17 protein-coding genes and 1 pseudogene are annotated in these 23,443 nt (G+C 51.9%); 14 read left to right on the top strand and 4 right to left on the bottom strand.

Annotated features, from left to right (window positions below):
- Positions 1–32 precede the first annotated feature (32 nt).
- From RS889_RS04115 to RS889_RS04140, 6 genes are all read left to right on the top strand, one after another.
- Positions 33–1,199: a siderophore biosynthesis protein PvsA gene (locus tag RS889_RS04115; protein WP_315709428.1), complete on the top strand. Its 1,167-nt coding sequence runs from the start codon at positions 33–35 to the stop codon at positions 1,197–1,199.
- Positions 1,199–2,911 carry an IucA/IucC family protein gene (locus RS889_RS04120; RefSeq protein WP_315709429.1) on the top strand — a complete coding sequence of 571 codons (1,713 nt, stop codon included), beginning with the start codon at positions 1,199–1,201 and terminating at the stop codon, positions 2,909–2,911. Before RS889_RS04115 ends, RS889_RS04120 begins: the two co-directional genes overlap by 1 nt.
- Positions 2,911–4,077 (top strand): MFS transporter, encoded by a 1,167-nt coding sequence (locus tag RS889_RS04125; protein WP_315709430.1) that lies wholly within the window; start codon positions 2,911–2,913, stop codon positions 4,075–4,077. Before RS889_RS04120 ends, RS889_RS04125 begins: the two co-directional genes overlap by 1 nt.
- The gene (locus RS889_RS04130) at positions 4,052–5,827 is read left to right on the top strand and encodes an IucA/IucC family protein (protein ID WP_315709431.1); all 1,776 of its coding nucleotides are present in this window, start codon (positions 4,052–4,054) and stop codon (positions 5,825–5,827) included. The genes RS889_RS04125 and RS889_RS04130 overlap by 26 nt, the downstream gene beginning before the upstream one ends.
- The gene (locus RS889_RS04135) at positions 5,824–7,002 is read left to right on the top strand and encodes a type III PLP-dependent enzyme (protein WP_315709433.1); all 1,179 of its coding nucleotides are present in this window, start codon (positions 5,824–5,826) and stop codon (positions 7,000–7,002) included. Before RS889_RS04130 ends, RS889_RS04135 begins: the two co-directional genes overlap by 4 nt.
- A 233-nt stretch (positions 7,003–7,235) precedes the next feature.
- Positions 7,236–8,360 carry an ABC transporter substrate-binding protein gene (locus tag RS889_RS04140; protein WP_425475112.1) on the top strand — a complete coding sequence of 375 codons (1,125 nt, stop codon included), beginning with the start codon at positions 7,236–7,238 and terminating at the stop codon, positions 8,358–8,360.
- Between the two features lie 41 nt (positions 8,361–8,401).
- On the opposite strand, the gene RS889_RS04145 is transcribed toward RS889_RS04140, so the two are convergent.
- Both RS889_RS04145 and RS889_RS04150 read right to left on the bottom strand, forming a co-directional pair.
- On the bottom strand, positions 8,402–10,468 hold the full coding sequence (locus RS889_RS04145; RefSeq protein WP_315709435.1) for a TonB-dependent receptor family protein: 2,067 nt from the start codon (positions 10,466–10,468) through the stop codon (positions 8,402–8,404).
- A 136-nt stretch (positions 10,469–10,604) separates the two neighbouring features.
- Positions 10,605–10,841 (bottom strand): annotated as a pseudogene (locus RS889_RS04150) (response regulator); the annotation flags it as partial.
- A 116-nt stretch (positions 10,842–10,957) separates the two neighbouring features.
- Between RS889_RS04150 and yghU the strand changes: the two are divergent.
- Both yghU and RS889_RS04160 read left to right on the top strand, forming a co-directional pair.
- Positions 10,958–11,812, top strand: coding sequence for a glutathione-dependent disulfide-bond oxidoreductase (yghU, locus tag RS889_RS04155; protein ID WP_315709439.1), 855 nt, complete (start codon positions 10,958–10,960; stop codon positions 11,810–11,812).
- Between the two features lie 99 nt (positions 11,813–11,911).
- A complete protein-coding gene (locus RS889_RS04160; protein WP_021017611.1) occupies positions 11,912–12,586 on the top strand; it encodes a glutathione S-transferase family protein in 675 nt (224 codons plus the stop codon).
- 244 nt (positions 12,587–12,830) lie between these two features.
- Here the strand turns inward: RS889_RS04160 and RS889_RS04165 are convergent, their stop codons facing one another.
- Positions 12,831–13,877, bottom strand: coding sequence for a LacI family DNA-binding transcriptional regulator (locus RS889_RS04165; RefSeq protein WP_315709442.1), 1,047 nt, complete (start codon positions 13,875–13,877; stop codon positions 12,831–12,833).
- Between the two features lie 420 nt (positions 13,878–14,297).
- On the opposite strand from RS889_RS04165, the gene RS889_RS04170 reads away from it, so the two are divergent.
- The 4 genes from RS889_RS04170 to RS889_RS04185 all read left to right on the top strand — a co-directional run bounded on the left by RS889_RS04170 (position 14,298) and on the right by RS889_RS04185 (position 18,307).
- A complete protein-coding gene (locus tag RS889_RS04170) occupies positions 14,298–15,638 on the top strand; it encodes a PTS sugar transporter subunit IIC (protein ID WP_315709444.1) in 1,341 nt (446 codons plus the stop codon).
- Between the two features lie 15 nt (positions 15,639–15,653).
- On the top strand, positions 15,654–17,090 hold the full coding sequence (locus RS889_RS04175; RefSeq protein WP_315709446.1) for a glycoside hydrolase family 1 protein: 1,437 nt from the start codon (positions 15,654–15,656) through the stop codon (positions 17,088–17,090).
- Between the two features lie 12 nt (positions 17,091–17,102).
- Positions 17,103–17,420 carry a PTS sugar transporter subunit IIB gene (locus RS889_RS04180; RefSeq protein WP_021017607.1) on the top strand — a complete coding sequence of 106 codons (318 nt, stop codon included), beginning with the start codon at positions 17,103–17,105 and terminating at the stop codon, positions 17,418–17,420.
- Between the two features lie 119 nt (positions 17,421–17,539).
- The gene (locus tag RS889_RS04185) at positions 17,540–18,307 is read left to right on the top strand and encodes an FCD domain-containing protein (protein WP_021017606.1); all 768 of its coding nucleotides are present in this window, start codon (positions 17,540–17,542) and stop codon (positions 18,305–18,307) included.
- 75 nt (positions 18,308–18,382) lie between these two features.
- Here RS889_RS04185 and galR read toward each other — a convergent pair whose 3' ends face one another.
- Complete coding sequence (gene galR, locus RS889_RS04190) at positions 18,383–19,408, bottom strand: HTH-type transcriptional regulator GalR (protein ID WP_315709447.1); 1,026 nt, start codon at positions 19,406–19,408, stop codon at positions 18,383–18,385.
- Between the two features lie 645 nt (positions 19,409–20,053).
- Between galR and aas the strand changes: the two genes are divergently transcribed.
- Both aas and lplT read left to right on the top strand, forming a co-directional pair.
- Positions 20,054–22,216 carry a bifunctional acyl-ACP--phospholipid O-acyltransferase/long-chain-fatty-acid--ACP ligase gene (gene aas / locus RS889_RS04195; protein ID WP_315709448.1) on the top strand — a complete coding sequence of 721 codons (2,163 nt, stop codon included), beginning with the start codon at positions 20,054–20,056 and terminating at the stop codon, positions 22,214–22,216.
- Entirely contained in the window at positions 22,213–23,421 is a 1,209-nt protein-coding gene (lplT, locus tag RS889_RS04200; protein WP_315709450.1) for a lysophospholipid transporter LplT, read from the top strand. The genes aas and lplT overlap by 4 nt, the downstream gene beginning before the upstream one ends.
- The last annotated feature ends 22 nt before the right edge of the window (positions 23,422–23,443 follow it).

The raw sequence follows: 23,443 nt of genomic DNA on the forward strand, positions 1-23,443 counted from the left end.
TTAACCCTTTCTGCAATCAAACAGGTATCAACATGCTGTGTAAATCTCCTTATTTGATAGTCAGCCACGTCGTCAATGCCGCCGTGATCGAAGGTTTTATCCCCGCCGTGCAACAACTGGGATATCCGGTCGTCCTGGTGACCGATCAGTATCGAGCGCATAACCAGATACTGGAAGGTCAGGTGCAGATCCTGGAATGTGATGTTTTTAATCCGTTGGCCATCCTTGATGCGTTGACGGAAGAGGGGATGACGCCGGCGGCGGTGTTTTCCAATAGCGATCACCTTCAGACGTCCACGGCAATTGTGGCCAGCGCGCTTGGCCTGCCGGCTAAAAACTGGCCGATCTGTTATGCCGCAAAAGATAAGTGGCGCATGCGTCAGCGTCTGGCTTCACTGTCACTGCCCTCCGCCTGGTCAGCACAGCTATTACCGACTGACACTCCTGATCCCACCTGGCCTTGGCCATTAGTCATAAAACCCAGCCAGGGTGTCGCCTCCATGGATGTCTCGCTAATCCGGGATTGTGACATGCTTAATCAGCATCTTGCAGTGTTGCCGTTGCGTCAGACTTGGTTGCTTGAACAATTCCTGCAAGGCCCGCTGTTTACTCTGGAAACGTTTGGCGATGGTCATGAACTGGTGGCACTCGGTGGTTTCGATGTCGAACTTTCCGCTCCGCCGCATTTTGTGGAAATGCAGGCACGTTGGGAAGGAGAACACACTGTCCGCTGGCGTGATCAGGCTCTGGATCAATTACGCCAGTTTGGCGTTGGATTCGGCGTGTGTCATAGCGAATTTATCGCGACGGAAAACGGCCCGGTGTTGGTTGAAATTAACTATCGCAGCATCGGCGACGGGCGGGAGTTCTTGTTGGATCGTATCCTGCCCGGCGGTTGGTTTACCCCTATTCTGCAACTTCACCTTGGTCAACCGATCCCGACCATAAAACCTGCGCAATTACAGGCACTGATCCACTATCTGGTGGCCGAGCGCAGCGGTCTATTATCTGCGGCCCCTCAGCCGGCGAAGTTACCGGGACTGCACTACCGTCGTTTGAAAGCGCAGGGCGAGCCTATCGCGCTGAGCCACTCCAACAAGGACTATCTGGGCGTGCTGTATCTGGAAGCGCCTGACGTTGACCAGTTGCAGAGGCTTACCCAAAAGGCGCTGGCTAGCCTGCACTGGGAGATCGCGTGATGAATCAACGTGATTACATCACACTACGTATCATCAATGCATGCCTGCGGGAGAACGTCTCCGGCGTGTTGAGTCGTGGTGAAGTGCGTCTTGAAAATGGGGAACACTGGCTATATAACGCTCACCTGAACGCGCCGCTGCGCCTTCTGGTCCGGGAAAGTGATTATATGCAACCCTGGGTAGCCGTCGCGCCTGACTGGCAAATTCTCAACAAGGACGATTGGCAATCGCAACAGGGTTATGGTGCCTGGTTGGCTTTGCTGATGCCGGATAATCAGGATGAAACTCGGCAACTGTATGCCAGCTATCAGGAAGAGGCGGATGCCGCCTGCGAGCAGGGGGAATTATGCCGCGAGGCGTTTCAGACGCTTCATGATGCCCTGGCTCGCAAACCCCATGACATGACCTGGGGAGAGCGTTTGTTGCATGCCGATCAACTGGCAAGTTACCTCGATCATCCCTATTACCCCACGGCACGGGCGAAATTCGGTTTCGATGTTGAACAGTTACGTCAGTATGCGCCGGAGTTTTGTCGGCCTTTCCGCTTACACTGGCTGGCCGTGCCCTGCGCCAGTCTGACCTTGACGCGACCGGAACGTCGTCCGCCGTGGTGGCCTGATTTCACCCAGGTTGGGCTGTCAGATAATTTACGCCACAGTCATGAGTTGATGCCGGTTCATCCCTTGACCTGGCAACAACGCCCCACACTACCTAACGGCGTGGTAGCGGCCCCATTTTCCTGGCTGACTGTCTATCCCACGTTGTCTGTGCGGACGGTTCAACTGGCCGATTATCCGGATACGCACATCAAAATCCCGCTGGCGATGCGCACGCTGGGACAAAAGAATATCCGTCTGATTAAGCCTTCCACACTCTATGACGGACAGTGGTTCGCCGAAATTCTACCGCAGCTTGCGCAACAAGATCCTCGCTTACAGGGGCGTTTTCGCCATGTTGATGAGTCGTTTTGCGGCCATCTTGGCGACGAAAAATGGTTTGCCTTTCTGGTCAGGCGCTACCCCCGACCGTTAAGCAAAGAGACCCTGGCGCCGGTTGCCGCACTGGGAAGCACGCTGCCTGATGGTCGGTCATATCTTGAATTGATGCTGAGCCAGTCAGGTATGCCGACCGTGACACAGTGGTGGCAGGCGTATTGTCAGTTAATGGCGGATGTCCATCTGACACTGTGGCTGCGCTATGGTATCGCGCTGGAATCAAACCAGCAAAATGCCATTCTCAGCTTCAGACCCGGAGAACCGCTGTCACTGGTGATGAAGGATAACGACGCGGCGCGCCTATGGCCTGAACGCTTCACCGCCGCACGAGCCGATCTGGCACCCGCTCTTGCCGCACTGCATGACGAGCGCATCTGTGTGGATAACGAAATGGCGCTGGCGCAAATGTTTATCACTATCACATTGCAACTCGATCTTGCCGCTGTTCTGGAGAGTCTGGCCGCCAAAGGCGTTCTGGTGCGGGAGCAGGGATACCGGACCCTGGAGGATACGTTATGGAAAACGCTGGACTGTCTGGCCGCGGACGGGTGCGATACGCGTCTGGCTCGCGAGGTGTTGTTTGCGTCGCGTTATCAGCCAGTGAAATATCTGTTGTTGAGTGGCAGCCTATTGAGCAAGCAAACATCCGGGGCCGCGGATATCAATAAATATTATGGGCTGAGTGGGCCTAACTTCCTGCGCAGGGAGCGGGCGTGATGCAAACCACGCTAGGTGTGGTGCTGGTCTGCCATTTTCTGGCGGCTTTCACGGTGCTGGGGGTTCCTCTGTTCCTTCCCCGGTTGTTGCATGCGTTTGGTATTGGCGAAAACAGTCAGTGGATCGGAGGACTATTTAGCCTGCCCACGATTATGACTGCGTTAACTGCCCCCTGGTGGGGGCGATTCGCCGACAAATACGGCCGCCGACTGTCACTACAACGCGCACTGCTGGGCTTAACGTGCGCGTTTGTCATGGCTGGCATGGCACCGTCATTACCCTGGTTAATCTTCGCGCTGTTGCTGCAAGGTATTGCCGGAGGGACGCTGGCCGCCGCTAATGGATATTTATCTGTCAGTCTGCGCGGTGAGTCATTGGCAAAGGCGCTGAACTGGACACAATTCTCCGCGCGTTTGGCTCTGCTTAGTGCGCCACCGCTACTGGGTTGGATACTGGGGGAGTGGCCTGATTTATCACTGCGTTTGTGGTTATGGCTGGCGCTATTGCCGCTCAGTGGATTTGTTCTCTCACTGTTTCTGCCTGCAGAGGGTGAAACAGTACCCGTATCACGGTCGGTAACCGAGAGTGAAGCATCGTACGCCGCGCTTCCCCTTGCTCCTCTGCTTGGTCTGCAATTTCTGTTTAATTTCACCATGGTGGTGACCTTTCCCTACTTTTTACCTTACGCAAAAATGTGGCTGGGCGAAGGGCTGTGGATCGGCGTCTTTTACAGCTGGCCACATCTGCTTTATCTGGTGTTGCTCCCGTTGTTGCAGCGTTTTCCCAGCTCGTCACGGCATTTCCTGTATGGCAATGCGCTGATTGTGGTATCGGCGATCTGGCATAACGTCCTGGACAGCGCGCCCGCGTTGCTGGCGGCCCGTACGCTTTTGGGGATCGGCATCCTGTTGGGATACAGCGGCATGAATCAACTTATCAGCCAGGCAACACAATGCTCAGATGCCGGACACTGGTTTGGTCGTCTGGATGCACTGGGCAAATGGGCTGGCGTGATGGCTGGGTTGTGTGCAGGTTGGCTCTGTACTCACTGGTCTTTTGCTACTCCGTATATCGCATCTGCCGTCGCTGCAAGCCTGGCACTGATGCTTTTCCTCCTTTCCCCGTTTAAGGAACCTCAGTATGTCAACATTACTCGCCGTTCGTGAAAAAGGGGCGCAGGCGCTGGTTTCATCGTCTCCGGCCCGGGATGCCGCGCAGTACGCTGGTCTTACTGCGCTACTCAACTGTTACATTCGTGAATTTGCTCAACCACAAGGGGAGGTGTGTCTGGCCTCTCACGGCAATATTCCCCAGGCGTTGAGCAGTAAAATGCTGCGAGGGGATATCGTTCTGATCATGTTGCATGCCAGCCAGAAATTGCTGGCAATAAAAGCCGAACGCTGGAGTTTGCTGGGGCGTGGGCATTACGGTAGCGCGCCTTTTATCAAGCAGTTTGGCAAACCATGGCGAGTGATGACCTGCCGCGAGGCGATTTCGTTACTGTTAACTGAAATGGCCGCCGTGGTGCAGCAACCGGTAAATCAGGAACTGATGGAACAGATAGAGAACAGCATCGCGGTAACACAGGCATTTCTGGAGTGTAAACCTGCCAGACCGGCGATGATGGGGTATATCCGCAGTGAGCAGAGTCTGTTGTGGGGACATCCCATGCATCCGAGCCCGAAGAGTCGCAGTGGCGTGGAGCATCAAGCGTTACTGGCGTGTTCTCCTGAAGTGGGGGCGCGGTTTGCGCTTTACTGGTTCAAGGTCGATCCGGCTTTCTGGCAACTTGGCGGCAACGCTGAGGTTGTCGATATGCTCACGTCGTTGGCGGGTGAGGCGCATTGTTACCCTTGCCATCCCTGGGAAGTGACCCATATCGTCAATTCTCCTCTGTATCAGCGCGCACTTAGTCAGGGCGCGATTACCCCGCTGGGGGAGAGGGGCGTGGAATTCCTGCCGACGTCATCGGTACGAACACTGTATAGCGAAGGACTGCGCTGGTATCTCAAATGTTCCATTCATGTCCGCCTGACTAACTGCGTGCGTAAAAACGCCTGGTATGAACTGGAAAGCGCCGTTGCGCTCAGTAAGCGGTTAGCCACTCATTTCGATAAACTTGAAGTACAAACACCGGGTTTTCACATCATGCGCGAACCGGCGGCCAGCAGCCTGGATTTCAGTGCGCTGGCAAAACCCGGAGAGCAGCAAGAGATACGCTATCTTCAGGAGTGCTTTGGGATTCTTTATCGTGAAAATCTGTCGCCAGCAACGCTTGAACGCTACCAGCCGGAGATGGCCGCAGCGCTGTTTGCGTTTGACAGGACTGGTGAGAACCATACCCGGAGGTTGATTGGCCAACTGGCGTCTCAACACCAGTTGCCTTATCACGATGCTTGTCTGCGCTGGCTGACGCACTATCTGGATCGGTTAGTACCGGGAGTTTTGCACGCCTTCTTTGCTGAGGGCATTATTTTTGAGCCTCATCTGCAAAATGTGTTGGTTGGATTTGAAAACCATCTGCCAACCCAGATTTGGGTTCGTGATCTGGAAGGCACCAAACTGGTGAGTGAATGCTGGCCGGAGAGCCAACTGGCCGATATGTCTGCGCGTGCGCGTCAGTCGGTCTGGTATCCCCGGGAAAAAGGCTGGAACCGCGTCGCCTATTGCCTGTTCATTAATCATCTTTCCGAGGCCATTTTTCATCTGTCAGACGGCGATCGTGTGCTTGAACAACAGCTCTGGGATTTGCTCAGTGCGCAACTGGAAACATGGCAACAGGAACCAGAAGTTGCCGCTATGCTGGCGGGCGCGCCTATCCCTTCGAAAAATAATCTGCGTACCCGGCTATTACAGCGGGCTGATAAGTTAGCTGATTATACCTTGATGGACCATCCGATAAGGAGCCGGCAATGACGCCTCGTGTTTATCAGAAGCTGCGTGAATTACAGCAAAGCCGTACCGTTCCCTTTTGCGGCTATGTGTATGATTTGGGCTCACTACGATCACATATTCAAGCTATGCGCTCTGCCCTGCCGGAAGGTTGTGAGCTGTTTTACGCGGCGAAAGCCAATCCTGACGAGCACATCCTGAATACGCTGGATAGGTGGGTGGATGGATTTGAGGCAGCCTCCGGCGGTGAGTTAGCCTGGTTAAAGCAGCATGTTCCGGGTCGGCCGTTGATTTTTGGTGGGCCGGGAAAACTGACTTCAGAGCTGGAGCTGGCTGTCCGCCATGAGATTGATGCCATTCATGTCGAAAGTCTTACTGAGCTAAACCGGCTGGAGGCGTTGGCGCAACAAACGCAGCAGATGGTAAGTATTTTACTCCGAATGAACATTCCGTTGCCGGGCATTGAGGGGACGCGCTTGATGATGGGCGGCAAGCCCACGCCTTTCGGGCTGGATGTGGACGAACTTCCCCAGGCTTTACGTATCGTGAAGGCTTCCTCCTGGTTACAGCTCAAGGGGTTCCATTTCCATTTAATGTCCCATCAGCTGGATGTTGAGCGCCATCTTGCATTAATGCAGTGCTATCTGCGTCAGGTAAAGGCGTGGTGTCGCGAGTTTGCGCTTGAGGTGCAACTGGTTAATGTCGGCGGTGGGATCGGCATCAATTACCAGGATCCGACGCGTCATTTTGACTGGTCTGCTTTTTGTGCGCGTTTACCGCACACTATTGCTGCCTGCGATGCACAACATCTGACACTGCGTTTTGAGTGTGGCCGCTATATTAGCGCAGGGTGTGGTTATTACGTGATGGAAGTGCTGGATGTGAAGAAAAATCTAGGCGAATGGTTTGCCATTGGCCATGGTGGTACACATCATTTTCGCACGCCCGCCGCGCAGGGGCATGATCATCCTGTCACCGTGTTAAGACGAGAACACCGGCCTGCGGTGATCGAAAACCAGCGGGTGACGATGGTGGGGCAACTGTGTACGCCGAAGGATGTGCTGGCTCGCCAGCAACCTGTTGCGGCACTTGCACCGGGTGACTGGCTGGTATTCAGTCTTGCTGGCGCCTATGCCTGGAATATTTCTCATCAGAATTTCCTGATGCACAGCCCTCCAGAGATGATATGGATTGACTGACAATAGCACGATGGGTCGGCCAGCTTGATTCCCCCGCCTGTGGTGGCGTATTTTCTGTTTTTTTCTTCCTGTGCCTAGTAGATTTCAGGATGCGGGACGGTGGCGAGAGAATGAATGTTGCCGAGCTTACGTCAGTAAGTGATTCTGGGCGTGAACGCGGCCAAAACGCACCGGCAACGTGAAGGATGACAGATATATAGTGCTGATATTCACTTTTTTAACATGAGATAACGATGAACAGAGCAATCTGGTTTTTGATTTCATTGGTGATGTTGTTGTCACCGGCGCTAAGTACCGCATCACCGCTCACGGTAGTGGATATGGCGGGGCGAAAAGTAACACTTAATGTGCCGGTATCACGGGTAATACTCGGCGATAGCCGTATGTTGTTGGCGATGAACATTATTCACCCGGACGCACCTCTGAGCGACATTGTTGCCTGGGACGACTCACTTATTCGCCGGGCGCCGGATATGGCACGCCATTATCAGCAGCGTTATCCACAACTGAGCAAAATTACCGTTTTTGATAATCCTTATCGCAGTGGCTTCAGCGTCGAACGTGCGCTTCTTTTACGGCCTGATCTGATTGTTTTTGACACTGGCCTGCTGCCCAGACTGCGCGATAGCGGAACACTTTCACTGCTGGAAAAAAGTGGTATTGCGGTGATATTTATTGATTTCAGGCATCAGCCGCTGACGAACACCTTGGCCAGTATTCGTCTGCTTGGCCAGGTTTTTGCGCAGCCACAAAATGCGCAACGCTTTATCACGCGCTACCAGCAGTTGCTTGAGCGTGTGCAGCGTCGTATTGCTCAGATCCCTCAGACGCAGTGGCCAGGTGTTATATTTGAGAACCATGCCGGTATGACGGGCGACATGTGCTGCGCCGTTTTTGGGCGCAACAGTTTTGGACAATTTATCACGGCGGCAGGCGGACGTAATCTTGTCGAAAATAAGGTTCCCGAGCAAGGGGCGGATATTAACGTCGAGCAATTGATTACGGACAATCCGGACTATTATCTGCTGAGCGGGGCAGACTGGAGCCAGCGCGGCAGTAAATCGCTCGCGGTTCCTTTGGGTTATGAGGCATCACGAGAAACTGCGTTACCGAAACTTCAGCACCTGATGACTCGCACTGGGTTCTCGGTTCTCAAAGCGGTGCGAGATAAGAAGGTGATGGCGATTTATCATCAATTCTACGATAGCCCTTTTAACGTGATTGCGCTTGAAGCGATGGCGAAGTTTTTCCACCCACAGCACTTTGCGGATGTTGATCCGCACAATGATCTGGTGGCCTTTTATCGAGAGTTTACCGGCGTGGATTACTCAGGCTTATTCTTTCTAACGCTCCAGTAATAAGGCCAGCCCGTAGCGGGCTGGCTGTATTAAGACCTCGGTCAGAACTTATAACTCAGTCCAACGGTCACCGAACGGCCTGGCGCAGGTTGTTGTCCCCATGGGCTGGTGTCAATGCCTCTAAACCAGTAGTCTTCATCAAACAGGTTGTTCACACTGACATAACCACTGAGCAGGTTTCGTCCGGATTTCCACAGGTCGCGACTAATCTGTGCATTCCATACCCAGTAGGATGGCATTTCACCCGCCGAGCCGTTGGCATTTTCATTAACCGTGTTAGCCGTATCCGAGAAGGATTTACTGAAGTAGTAACCAGCTAGTGTAAACGTGGTTTCACGCCATTCATAGCTACCATCAAGTGTAATCTGGTGGCGCGAAGCGTAAGGCACTTCGTTGTTTTTGTACTGTCCGTTCATCTGTTCTGCATCAAGATAAGCATAACCGGCGTGCAGCTTCAGGCCCTGAACAACTTGCGGCTGCCAATAACCTTCCAGCTCAATCCCCTGATGGCGTGTTTTGCCGATATTTTCATACGTATCATTGGTGCTGTTATAGGAAACCTGATCGTTGTAATCGATACGATACAGACCGGCATTCAGGCTGATATTCGGCGCTGGGGTGTAACGGACGCCACTTTCATAGTTCCAGGAAAGTTCAGACGTTACGTCGCCGCCTTTAACTATCTGAGTGGCCTGTGCCGGGCGCAGGCTTTTCTGTGCATTGGCGTACAGAAACCACGCTGGCGTCATCTGGTAGCCGAGGGTTAGACCAGGCAACCACTGTTCATCAGGTGCGGACGTATTTAAGCCGGAAACACTATCCCGGTACTTTTCACTAATGTGCTCATAGCGCATACCTGGGGTAATGGTCAGACTATCGTCAAAGAGTTTTACCGCGTTACTGATGTAACCGGCCCAGGCTTTGTCATCAAAATGCCAGTCACGGGTGGTGGTGGTGGTGCCGGTTGCCAGCGTGCGTTGGTTCACCTGATAGTCTATTTTTTCCTGGATGAAACGGGTGCCGAGGATCCATTGCTGGTTCACATTGTCACCATCAATATTCAGGCTCAGACGGGGTTCCGTACCCCAGACTTTAAAATTACGCGGCGAGTTTTGCACAACATCGGCTGGCAAAGACGGATTCCAGGTCTGGCCGGAGACGCGACTCATGCCCACATGAAAGTCGCGGTCAGACTCATGTCCGAAAAACATCCAGTTCAACTCGGCGGAGTCGATAAAGCCCAGCGAACCGAGTTGCTGATTATAGACCGCGCTGTAGCGCTTGGTGTGCCCATCATAATCATCCCAGGGGCGGGTGCTTTGGCGGCGATTGGCATTGTAGTCTGCGGTAGTCAGTGCGCCAGCCAGATCGGCATGTGCATCGTAATATTGATAAGAAAGGTCAAGAGTGGTGTCTTCGTTGATGTTCCACAGGCCGCGCAGGTGGTAGTTTTGGACTTTACTGGCGCTATGGTCGCGGAAGGAGTTCCCCTTGACCTGGTTTAGTTCCACCTGCAAACCAAAATCGTCATTGACCATTCCACCGGTACGCAGGTAGGTATCCCAGAGATTTTTCCCGTGTCCGTAAAAAGTCGCCCGTTCAGTAATCTCATTTTCCCACGCCACCGGGATCGGTTTGCTGATGAGGTTAATCACACCGCCAACGTTGTTAGGGCCGTATTGGACGGCGGCACCGCCACGCACCACATCAATACGATCGATAGTGGAGAAACTAACCGGGAACAGTGACATTCCCTCTTGGCCGTAAGGCGCTAGCGCCAAGGGGATGCCATCTTGCAGAATCTGGGTGCGACCGCTACGGCTGTCATAGAGACCGCGAACCGAAATCTGGGGTAAAATCCCGGTTCCGGTTTCATCCTGAATTTTTACCCCTGGCACGCGCTGCAAGGCATCATCCAGTGTCCGGTTTGCGTCTTTGTGCAGTTGCTCCTGTGTAATCACCGTACGGTTTCCGGGCCAGGTTTTTACTTCGTCGGCCCCGGAGTCACCCAGTATGTTGCCATTAACGGTGATGGTTTCTTCTTTTGCCAGTGCGGTGTTACTGCATAGAATTAAAGCAATAACGCTGGCAATACGACTATATTGCATTAGCACAATCCTTTTATGTTAATGATAATGATTCGCATAATAATATTTCGAATCATTACCAAATAAAAAGGATTATTTTACATTTATGCACCTTTCCTTACGCTGACGATATTCCAGACTCAACTTGTGGGATTTTAACGCGCGTATTTACAGTCTGTTCATATCCTTCATGCTGATAACCCCACACTTGATCCAACAAACTCAGATAGGAAAAAACCTTGCTGAGCATGGGGAACGGCTTCTCCAGATAGTCATCGTCGCTCCGTTCCGGATTTAATAACCGGTGTATTGCTCTGGAACGTGCGCCAATAATGATAATTGGCGTGTAGTGTGTCTGCCAACAAATTTCCAGCCTGTCACCGCCAGGTAGCATACGCTCCCCTAACCACTCAAAAAGATCGTTATTGCCTGCTTGCATCACGCTAATGACGTGCGAATATGATGATCTTCTCACTCTCATCTATTTTTTCGCTGAACAGGAAAATCACAATGGCAGATAACAATTATCAACCACCAAAGGTCTGGACATGGGATAGTGAAAGCAGCGGTAGCTGGGCGAACATTAATCGCCCTACGGCAGGTGCTACGCATGAGGCCACCTTGCCCATTGGCAAACATCCGTTGCAGCTTTACTCATTGGGCACGCCCAATGGTCAGAAGGTCACTATACTGCTTGAAGAATTGTTGGCGCTGGGGGAGCAAGGGGCGGAATATGATGCTCACCTGATTGCGATTAGTGAGGGGGCGCAGTTCTCAAGTGGCTTTGTCGCTGTGAATCCCAATTCTAAAATACCGGCGCTGATGGATCGTTCAGCAACGCCGCCCATACGGGTTTTTGAGTCAGGCTCCATCCTGCTTTATCTCGCCGAGAAGTTCGGCCATTTTCTGCCGCAATCCCTTGCCGCCCGTACCGAAGCACTGAACTGGTTGTTCTGGCTACAAGGCGCAGCACCCTATCTGGGGGGCGGGTTTGGTCACTTCTATCACTATGCTCCTGTCAAAATTGAATATGCTATTAACCGTTTCACCATGGAGGTCAAGCGTCAGCTCGATCTACTCAACAGGCAACTGCAAGATCATCGCTATATCGCAGGCGATGAGTATTCGATTGCCGACATGGCCATTTGGCCGTGGTACGGTAATTTGGTTCAAGGGCTGCAATATGAGGCTGGCGAATTTCTGGATGTGAAATCTTATCCACATCTGCTGCGCTGGGCGCTGGAAATTGCTGAACGTCCTGCGGTTAAGCGTGGGAGTATCGTCAATAAAACCAGGGGAGAACCTGGCAAGCAGCTTGCTGAACGCCATGATGCCTCGGATTTTGACGGTCTATCCATCGGATAACTATCCATCGGATAACAACACCGGGAAAATCCGCCGCGAGACGTCAGTTAACCCGCACTTTTTGTCAGTTAGATGCTGTTATGATTCAAGGAAAACAAAATGTTAAAATTTTACTTTCATCCCACGCCGAATCCAATGAAAGTGGCTCTTTTTCTGGAAGAAAGTGGTCTACCTTACGAGCTCATCCCGGTCGATACCCTCAAAGGCGAACAGCATTTGCCCGCTTTTCGCCAAATCAATCCGAATGGAAAATTACCCGCCATTGACGACAATGGCACTGTCGTTTTCGATTCTAATGCAATTCTGCTGTATCTTGCCGAAAAGACGACGAGTTTCCTTGGCCAGCCTGAGGATCGGGGCGCGTTGTTATCCTGGCTGATGTTTATTGCCACTGGATTAGGCCCTTTTTCGGGGCAATCTGTACATTTCCAGCGCATGGCACCAGAACCGATTCCTTATGCGATTAATCGCTACCGCCGTGAAGCAGAACGTCATTACGCGATCCTCGATGCGCATCTGAAAAATCGCGAGTTCATGGTAGGCAACAGCTATACCATTGTCGATATGGCGGCATGGGGTTGGATAGATCGCGTTGCAATGGTTCTTGACGACAAAGCGCTGCAACGGTTTCCTAATCTGGCCCGCTGGTTTAAACATATTGATAGCCGCCCTGCTGTTGGGCGCGCCCGCGCAGTGGGTAAAGATGTGCAATTCAAGAGTGAACGCGATGAGGTCGCTCTGCGTGCTCTGTTCCCGCAGAACTTCACCCATTAACGACGGATATTCATCACCACCGATCGCCATTCTTTATTTCAAGACAACATAGCTGCTGTCCACTCTGTATGGTATGCCGGTTATTTCTCTGCCACTGGTTTTGGCCGACATTGAACGTTACTCGTTCCGGCTGGTGGATATTCATCTGCACATCGTTCTGGTGTGGATTAGGGGCAAATAGTGAAGAGCGTCTCGGGCTAATGAACAGGTATAGCGATGATTTGTCGCTATACCTGAATGCGGGTTAAAGCCGATGGTGGTTTGTCATTGATTGTCGGGGGTCTGAAGCGTAGGGACCCGGTAGCACCGATTCCCTGATTTTCAGTTCCCCGGTGAATGGGGAAAGTGGTTTGACGTCCTCTTCGGCAATCAGCTTCAGCGCTTGTGTGATGGCCGCGCTGATCATCTCCTCTATCGGCAGATAAACGGTAGACAAGGAGGGATGCAGGTAAGCCGCGTTAGGTTCATCATCAAATCCAAACAGAGACAGATCCTGCGGCAGCTGTTTGCCCGCTTCGATAAAGGCCTTCATCGCGCCGACAATCATGTCGTCATTGCTGGCAAACAGTGCAGTAAAGTTGATATTGCGGGCCAGTAGTTCTTGGGCGGCGCGATAGCCGCTGGATACGGTACTGTCGCCATTGGCGATCCACTGCGGATTGAACTTGATCTGGTGGAATGCCAGCGCCTGTCGATAGCCCGCCAGGCGCGTCTGTGCCGTAGGGGTTTGCATCGGCCCGGTGATACAGGCAATTTCCCGATGACCCTGTTTTACCAGGTAATCCACCACCTGAAATACCGCCTGTTGCTGTTCAAAGGATACACAGCGTTCGCGCATCAGCGGGAGGTCACGGTTGATCACCACCAGTGGTACGGTAGCGTTCTTCAGTAACGTCATCAATTCTTCGTCAGACATATGACGCGTGTAGAGAATAATGGCGTCACAGCGGCGATCGGTCAGTAGTTGAATCGCCTGTAATTCATCGTCCGGTGTGTCATGCCCATCGGTGACGATCAAATGCTTGCCACTGGCTTCTGTCAATTCTGCGGCACGGCGCAATAGGCGGCCAAAGTAAGGACCATCGAAATTGGATACTACCAGACCAATACTGTTGGAACGGCGATTTGCCAGCGAACGGGCCAGAAAGTTGGGGCGATAACCCAACTCTTTCATTGATTTGAACACGATATCCCGCGTGCTTTGCCTGACCTGCCCAGTGCCGTTGAGCACCCGTGAGACCGTGGCTTTGGAAACCCCCGCGTGATTGGCCACATCAAGCATGGTAATCATGGAAATTCACCTGTTTAGGTTTATCGCTAAGATCCCTCATTCTAACACAAGGGGCGTCGGATAGCCGTGACCATCCCCAGATTTGCTGTCGTACTGGTAAGTTAAACCGCCGGAATTCGCCGCGCTATCCGTGTGGCTGGAAATGGTATCCCAGGTTTTCCTTAATGGTTGGCTTCCAGCAGATCGTCGGCTTGTTGCCATTATTTACTCTCTTGGTATGCCAAAATTAACGTAACTCATGGTATTGGAATTCCAATATTGGCTTGTGAGAACAATGTCACAGAAAAATTATTCATTTGTTTTATTTTTGGTATGCCAAACGCAAAGGCGCGAACCTGTAGTCCACTCTCTGCGCGTAACGGCCATCTGTGGGGCAATCAAACCCGCGATATAACAATATGATGATCAAGAGGTGGTGTTATGTCATTTAAGGACCAACTGATCGATTCTTTAGGATCCTTTGCCAATCAGTTCAATAGCCTGCGATATATCATGGCCATTAAGGCGTCGTTTATTACTTTAATGCCGGTGATCATTGTTGGTGCTTTTTCGGTGTTGATCTCCAACATGGTGCTCGACCCCAGAAACGGATTGGCCAGCTTTGCTATGTTTTCGTTTTTGGCGCCGTTAAAGCCGATTATGAGTGGGATCAATTACGCGACACTGAGTTTTCTCACCATTGGTGCGGCGTTCCTGATCGGTATCGAACTGGGGCGCATCAATGGTTCCCGGAGTCTGTTCCCCGGACTGCTGGCAGTGATCTGCCTTGTCTCTATCACGCCGACCACTATTGACATGGTGGTCAATGGTCAGACGATAGCGGTGAAAGATGTGCTGGCCAAGCAGTTCTCTGATACAAAAAGCCTCTTTCTCGGGATGTTTATTGCCATTCTTTCCGTGGAAATCTATTCAAAGCTGGAGAAAGTGGACTGGCTGAAGATTAAAATGCCGGACAGTGTTCCACCTAATGTTTCTGCCTCTTTTTCCGCCTTGTTCCCGGCCATTATCACCGTGACAGTGATCGCCACATTTGGTTTTGTGTTCCATGCTGTTACGGGGATGTACCTGTATGACGCCATTTATAAGGTGGTACAGCAACCGTTGGAAGCCGTAGTACAAAGCTTGCCAGGTCTGCTGATTCTGATGTTTGTGGCGCAGATGTTCTGGGTTATCGGTATTCATGGTAACCAGATGATCAAACCGATTCGTGAACCGCTGTTGTTGGGGGCCATTGCGGTCAACATGACCGCATTCGAACAAGGGAAGGAAATTCCCAATATCATTACCATGCCATTCTGGGATGTGTATATGAGTATCGGTGGCTCCGGGTTGACCATCGGCCTGCTGCTGGCGGTCATGATGGCTTCTAAACGCAGAGAGATGAAAGAGATCGCCAAGATTTCGTTCGGGCCCTGTGTGTTCAATATTAACGAGCCGGTGATATTTGGTATGCCGATCATGCTTAACCCGATTCTGGCTATTCCTTTTATTATTACACCGTTAGTGACCGGCACTATTGGTTACTTTGCCACTAGTATGGGGTTTGCCGGTAAGGCGGTGGTAATGGTGCCCTGGACCACGCCACCGATCATCAATGCCTGGTTGTCTACCGCCGGTTCAATGGGAGCGGTTGCCACTCAGATGGTCTGTATCGTGGTTGCCACGCTGATCTATCTACCGTTTGTCAAAGTGGCCTCACGGCGTGCGGAATTGGCACAGATAGAGGCTGAAGCCGCAGAGATGAATCCGGCAAAAAATTAAACAAGAGAGGGTGTAATGAGTAAGGTATCTGTCACCATTCCGTCTGATTTTATTCTGGGTGCTGCCGCATCTGCTTGGCAAACTGAAGGCTGGGGCGGCAAGACGGACGGCCAGGATTCTTATCTGGACTTATGGTACAAGCAGGATCGTCAGGTATGGCATGACGGTTATGGCCCGGCGCAAGCCACAGATTTCTACCATCGTTATCGTGAAGATGTGGCTTTAATGAAGCAGGTGGGGTTGACGCATTACCGTACTTCCATCAACTGGTCACGCTTCATGCTGGATTATGAAAACGGCATTGTTGACGAAGAGTACGCCACTTATATCGATAACCTGCTGGATGAGATGCTTCAGCAGGGCATCGAGCCAATGTTGTGCCTGGAGCACTATGAACTTCCCGCCTATCTATTTGAAAAATATCAGGGTTGGTCGTCTAAACACGTGGTGGAGCGGTACGTTCTTTATGCGCAAGCCGTGTTTGCCCGCTATGCCGGTAAAGTCAAACGCTGGTTTACTTTTAACGAACCGATCGTCGTCCAGACCCGCATCTATCTGGATGCGCTGCGTTACCCCTATGAGCAAAACACCCACACCTGGATGCAGTGGAATCACCATAAAAACCTGGCAACGGCTAAAGTAGTGCAGTTGTTCCGCCAGAAGGGCTATCACCAACAAGGCGGCAGTATTGGCGTAATTCTTAATCCGGAAGTGACTTATCCGCGCTCCAGTGCGGCACATGATGTGGAGGCTGCGCGTCTCTACGATTTGTTTTACAACCGGGTGTTTCTGGACCCGGCTCTGAAGGGGGAATATTCGCCGGAGCTGATGGATCTGCTGGAAAAACATCAAATTCAGTGGGATTACACCACCGAAGAGTTGTCGATTATTCGTGACAACACTGTGGATGAAGTGGGCATTAATCTGTATTACCCGCACCGGGTGAAAGCCCCCAGCCGGGAGTGGAATAAAAATACGCCATTCCACCCGGCTTACTACTATGAGCCTTTTGAACTACCGGGCCGTCGTATGAATAAATCACGCGGTTGGGAAATCAATCCCAGAATTATTTATGACATGGCGATGCGGCTGAAGAGCGAGTACGGCAATATCCCCTGGTTCGTGGCGGAAAATGGTATGGGTATTGAAAATGAAGGGCAGTTCAAAGACAGCTCTGGTGTGGTACAGGATGATTACCGCATCGCCTTTATTGCTGAACATCTATATTGGGCACTTAAGGCGCGGGAAGCAGGGGCAGATTGTCGCGGCTACATGTTGTGGGCCTTTACTGATAATGTATCGCCAATGAATGCGTTCAAAAACCGGTATGGGTTGATAGAGATCGATCTGGATCAAGATCGGCAGCGGAGACCCAAAAAATCGGCTGGCTGGTTCAGGCAAGTGCGTGACTCGCGGGTGTTGGAGGTAACGTTGGATGATGAAGACAAATAGTGGGGAACAATTATGAAACGTATTGTGCTGGCCTGTTCCGCGGGGATGTCGACGTCGCTGGTGGTGACCAAGATGGAGAAAGAGGTGGTCGCCCGTGGACTGGAATATAAAATTTACGCTATTCCTGAACAAAATCTGCGGGATGAATTGCAAGAATACAGCAATGATATTGTGGTGGTATTACTGGGGCCGCAAGTGCGCTTTAAGCTCAATGAGAACAAAAAACTGACCGATGAGTATCATATTCCCATCGCGGTGATTGACTCGGTTGCTTATGGCACCTTAAACGGTGCAAAAGTGCTCGATCAGGCGCTGAGTTTGGTAAACTGACCCGATTGTTGCTGTAAGACGCAGACCGGTGGTGAATATCCTGGTCCGCGTTTGTGTATCTGGCCTTGCATTGCCGGGGCAACAGCGGTGTTTAATTCTCTGCCGTTTAGGGTGAAAGCGTGACAAAGGTCGTAGTTCTGCAAGAAAGAAAGCAGTACCAGGAAATCGGTGGTGATCTGAGAGAGAAGATCCGGCAGGGAAAATACCCCATTGGGTCACGTCTTCCTCCTGAGCGAAATATCGCGGAAACCTATGGCGTCAGTCGTACCATTGTGCGTGAAGCGCTGCTGATGCTGGAACTGGAAGGCACCGTGGATATCCGCCAGGGGTCTGGCGTCTATGTGCTGTGTATTCCATCTGACGAAGACGCGTCCTCTGGTGTGCAGAACCGTATTGGGGCGTTTGAAATGCTGCAAGCGCGTCAGCTACTGGAAAGTAATATTGCGGCATTTGCCGCTCGTATGGCGACCCGGGCGGATATCGAAAACCTGCGGCATACGCTGGAGCAGGAGCAGGCGGCCGTCGCCAAAAACGATTACTGTAGCGATTTTGATAAAATGTTCCATTTGCAAATCGCCGGGGCCACCCAAAATCAGATGTTGCTGGAAACAGTGAGCAATATTTGGTCGTGCCGTGATGAGAGTCCTATCTGGCAGCAACTGTATATTCATGTTGGCACACAGGGATATCGTCTGAAATGGCTGGCGGATCATCAACTCATTCTTGCGGCGTTGCGTCGCCGTGACGTGACCGGCGCTTATCAGACCATGTGGCAGCACCTGGAAAATGTCAAAAAAACCTTAATGGAGATTTCAGACGCTGATGCCCCAGAATTTGATGGCTATTTGTTTGATTCTGTTCCTATTTTTCAAGGTAAATTAGTGTAGGGCATGGCGCAGATTGTTTCTTCGCGGATGATCCAAATAGATCAGTACGGTTTACACCATCAGGCTATGACTTCATTAGGGGTTTGATATTTTTTTAGCCACTGTCAGGTTGTTTACCGAATGACGGCGGATAAGCGTAGGGTGGAACAGGTTGATCACGTTGGGTAACGGCGTGTTATTGGCCAACGCTAATGCCATTTGGGCCGCCTGCGTCGCCATGGTGGTAATCGGGTAACGGATGGTGGTAAGCCGGGGACGTAAATAACGCGACAGCAGGACATCATCAAAGCCTATCAGCGAAATATCCTGGGGTACGTCGATGCTGTTATCGCTCAGCACTGATAGTGCGCCAGCCGCCATCGGGTCGTTATAGCAGGTCACGGCAGTGATGGGTTTACCACGTACCAGCAGTTCCGTCATCGTCTGTTCACCACCGGTTTCATCAGGTTCTCCGTAGGCAACCAACTGCTCATCGAATGGAATACTGTTTTCTGCCAGCGCGTCTTTATACCCCAGCAAACGGTCAGCCGCGTCGGAAATCGGGTGATTGGAACAAAGCAGGCCAATCTGGCGGTGTCCTTGCTGAATCAGATGGCGGGTAGCGAGCCAGGCACCGTAGCGGTCATCCAGCGCCACGCAACGGGATTCAAATCTGGGCAGAATGCGGTTAATCAACACCATTCCGGGAATTTGCTGCATCAATTGCACCAGTTCTTCATCCGGCAGCATTTTGGCATGGACCACCAACGCCGCACAGCGGTGACGAATCAGTTGCTCAATGGCTTGACGCTCCTTCTGGGCAATATGATAACCGTTACCAATCAGCAGAAAGTTTCCAGTACGGTAGGCCTCCTGTTCTACGGCTTTCACCATGCTGCCGAAGAAGGGGTCGGAAACGTCAGACACGACCAGCCCTAGTGTTTCCGTGGATTGCTGGGCCAGCGCACGGGCGTTGGCATTCGGATGGTATTGTAACTGCTGCATGGCATCGAATACCGCGCTACGAGCCTGCTCACTGGCTTTCGGCGAGTGATTGATGACACGCGACACCGTAGCTACTGATACGCCTGCCAGTTTGGCAACATCCTTAATCGTAGCCATTATGTCTTCCCGGGTTATTTCTGTGTTGAGGGTTGAACGAACCTGAATAAAGCGTTTATGACGTTGTGCCGCTCTGTGCAGTGTCACGAAAAAAATCCGTTACTGCAAGGGGTTGGGATCGCAACTTCAGTAAGTATCCTGTCAATGTCATGGTAAATCAGGCCGTAGATTATCCGGCGTTACAGGTTGGTTATTACATGATTCAGTATAATTTTACAGTTGGTTGCACTTCGAGCAGTTATCTTTCGATTATGCGCTAGTGAATTACGATGACTCTCTCTAGAGTACTAAGTCCCAGAGGTATTGATGGGTGACAAATCGATGTGTTCATCACATTGGACCATTCAAATTGCACCAACCTACGCAGATGCGTAGGTTTTTTTTTGTCGGTACTTATTTACATGATAACGGCAAGCAAGCGTAGGCCATCAATACTGGCAGATAGACGCGCCAAAGTCAGGACAAGCGCAAAGTTGGTTGCGCCGGGTTGGGCGCGTTATTCAGCGCCTTTTCTCTGTTTATTATGGTGACTATCAAGTAGCTGTAGTATTTTGAGCCGTTCGTTATTTGCCTAATCCATTTTGAACCATCACGTATACGGCAACTCCAATTCAGGTCATGTCGTTTATTACATAAGGAGGTGGGATGATTTTTACCTTTTTACGTTGGTTATTACGGCATCTGTACCGTATTCGTATTACCGGTGACGAGGTTTTTTCCCAACACTCGAGGTTATTAATTACCCCGAACCATGTTTCGTTTCTCGATGGCGTATTGTTGGTGCTGTTCCTGCCAGTAAACGTCAAACCGGTATTTGCCATCTATTCCCACATTTCTGAGCGCTGGTTTATGCGCTGGCTTCAGCACTATATTGACTTTGTGCCGCTGGACCCCACCAAGCCGTTGGCGCTCAAACGACTAATCCGTATTGTGGAACAGGGGCGTCCGGTGGTGGTGTTTCCGGAAGGGCGCATTACTGTCACCGGTTCATTGATGAAAATATACAGTGGTGCCGCGTTTGTGGCAGCACGCGCCGGTGCCGTGGTGGTTCCGGTACGACTGGAAGGGCCGGAGTTTACCCCGTTGAGCCGCTTGGCTGGCGTGGTCAAATACCGGATGTTTCCGCCGATCTCCATTCATTTCCTGCCTCCAGTACCATTACCGATGCCGACAGCAGAGACCGCCAGAGCCCGCCGTGAGCTGGCCGGACAGCATCTGCACCGGATTATGATGGATGCCCGAATGGCGATCCGTCCGCCGCATACGTTGTATCAGGCGTTTCTTGCCGCCTGCTCCCGCTATGGCTACAGTTCGGCCAGTATCGAGGATATTGCATTCAAAGAAGACAGCTATCAGTCGCTGCTGAAAAAATCGCTGGGCGTATCGCGTATTCTGCGGCGTTTTACCACCGAAAAAGAACATATCGGTTTGCTATTGCCGAATACTACCATCACGGCGGCGGTGATCCTGGGCGCGTCGCTGAGTGGTCGCGTGCCGGCGATGCTGAATTACACTACCGGTGCCAACGGGTTGCGAAGTGCGGTAACTGCGGCTTCTATCAAAACCATTGTTACGTCCCGCCAGTTTCTGGAAAAGGGTAAGCTGACCAACTTGCCATCGCAGGTTTCTGAAGCCAATTGGGTGTATCTGGAGGATTTGAAAGGGGCCGTCACGCTGAGCGACAAACTGTGGATCCTGTTTCATCTGTTGTTCCCGGTGCGAGCCATGAGCTTCCAGCAACCGGACGATGTGGCGATGATCCTGTTTACCTCCGGTTCGGAAGGCAACCCGAAAGGTGTGGTGCATTCTCATGATAGTCTGCTGGCTAATGTTGAGCAGATTCGTACCATTGCCGACTTTACGCCCCACGATCGCTTTATGTCGGCATTACCGTTGTTTCATGCTTTCGGGTTAACTGTCGGACTTTTGACCCCGCTGATGACCGGTGCACGGGTATTTCTCTACCCCAGTCCTCTGCATTATCGTGTAGTTCCAGAGCTGGTTTATGATCGCAATTGTACCGTCCTGTTCGGCACATCCACCTTTCTGGGGCATTATGCCCGCTTTGCGCATCCGTATGATTTTGCCCGCTTGCGCTATGTGGTGGCGGGAGCGGAGAAATTGTCAGAAAGCACACGCAACCTTTGGCAGGATAAGTTTGGTATTCGCATTCTGGAAGGCTACGGGGTAACAGAGTGTGCGCCCGTGGTGGCGATTAATGTCCCGATGGCGGCGAAAATTCATACTGTTGGTCGCTTGTTGCCGGGGATGGAAGCGCGTCTGATTGATGTGGACGGCATCGCTCATGGCGGCCGTTTGCAACTGCGCGGCCCGAATATGATGAAGGGTTATCTGCGGGTCGAACATCCTGGCGAACTGGAAATACCCATGGCTGAAAATGCCGCGGGTCATCAGGCGGAAGGCTGGTATGACACGGGTGATATTGCCAACCTGGACGATCACGGCTTCTGTAGCATCGTCGGCCGGATTAAACGTTTCGCTAAACTGGCGGGGGAAATGGTGTCGTTGGAAAGTGTAGAACTTCTGGCTTTGCAGATCTCACCCGATGGGCAACATGCCGCCAGCGCCAAAAATGACAGCAGCAAAGGAGAAGTTGTGGTGTTGTTTACGACTGATGCCGAACTGACGCGTGAACGCTTATTGGCGCAGGCACGTTATAGCGGCATACCAGAGCTGGTTGTGCCGCGAGATATCCGGCATATGAAGGCGTTGCCGCTGTTGGGTAGCGGTAAGCCGGATTTCGTGACGCTGCGGCAAATGGCAGAGCAATCGGAGCAGAAGCGATGAGTAGCGTTCCAGAGAACGCCACATCGCTATTTTCCCGTAGTATGAAGGCGGTTATGGTAGCGCAGTTTTTCTCCGCTTTTGGCGACAATGCCTTGTTGTTCGCCACGTTGGCGTTGGTGAAATTCCTACATTATCCCAGCTGGAGCCAGCCTTTTCTGCAAATGGGGTTTGTGGCGGCTTACATCATTCTGGCTCCGTTTGTTGGCCAGTTTGCCGACAGTATTGCCAAAGGTCGGGTCATGATGTTGTCGAACGGACTGAAACTGGCGGGCGCGTTAGTGATCTGTTTCGGGGGGAGTCCTTTTTTGGGCTATACGTTAGTGGGGTTGGGGGCGGCGGGCTATTCTCCAGCGAAGTACGGTATCTTGGGAGAAATCACCTGTGGCGACCAACTGGTCAAAGCCAATGGACTGATGGAAGCATCAACCATCGCTGCTATTTTGACAGGCTCAGTGGCCGGCGGTGTACTGTCTGACTGGAATGTTTATGGCGCACTGGCGCTCTGTGTGCTGGTGTATGGCATTGCGCTGGTGGCTAACCTGCTGATTCCCCGTTTGCCCGCGGCACGCCCCGGTGCATCGTGGCATCCGTGGCGGATGACACTGGCGTTTTTTTCTGCCAGTAGGGTGTTATGGCGCAATGGTGAGACGCGTTTTACGCTGGTCGGGACCAGTATGTTTTGGGGGGCGGGTGTTACACTACGTTTTTTACTGGTGCTGTGGGTGCCGCTGGCGCTCGGTATCAGTGATAACTCGACACCGACGCTGCTGAACGCGATAGTCGCCGTCGGGATTGTGTTCGGCGCCGCCGCTGCCGGGCGTCTGGTGACGCTGAATACGGTTTGGCGTTGTCTGCCAGCGGGTTTGTTGATTGGCGTGATGGTGGTGATTTTTACCCTGCAACACAGTCTGCTGAATGCTTATGTTTGTCTGATTATTCTGGGGGCGCTGGGAGGATTTTTCATCGTGCCGCTCAACGCACTACTGCAAGAGCGGGGTCAGGCGAGTGTTGGTGCGGGGCACGCTATTGCGGTGCAGAATCTGGGGGAAAACAGCGCCATGTTACTGATGCTGGCACTGTATTCACTCGTGGTTAAATTAGGCGTATCTATTATCGTTATCGGAATCGGTTTCGGTATATTGTTTGCGCTGGCGATGGTTGCACTTTGGGCCTGGTTAATCGTGACCAAACGGCGTAGTAATTAACAACAACGGGGCAAATCACATC

Origin of the sequence: Brenneria uluponensis (assembly GCF_032395385.1) — a bacterium.
Classification (GTDB): domain Bacteria; phylum Pseudomonadota; class Gammaproteobacteria; order Enterobacterales; family Enterobacteriaceae; genus Prodigiosinella; species Prodigiosinella aquatilis.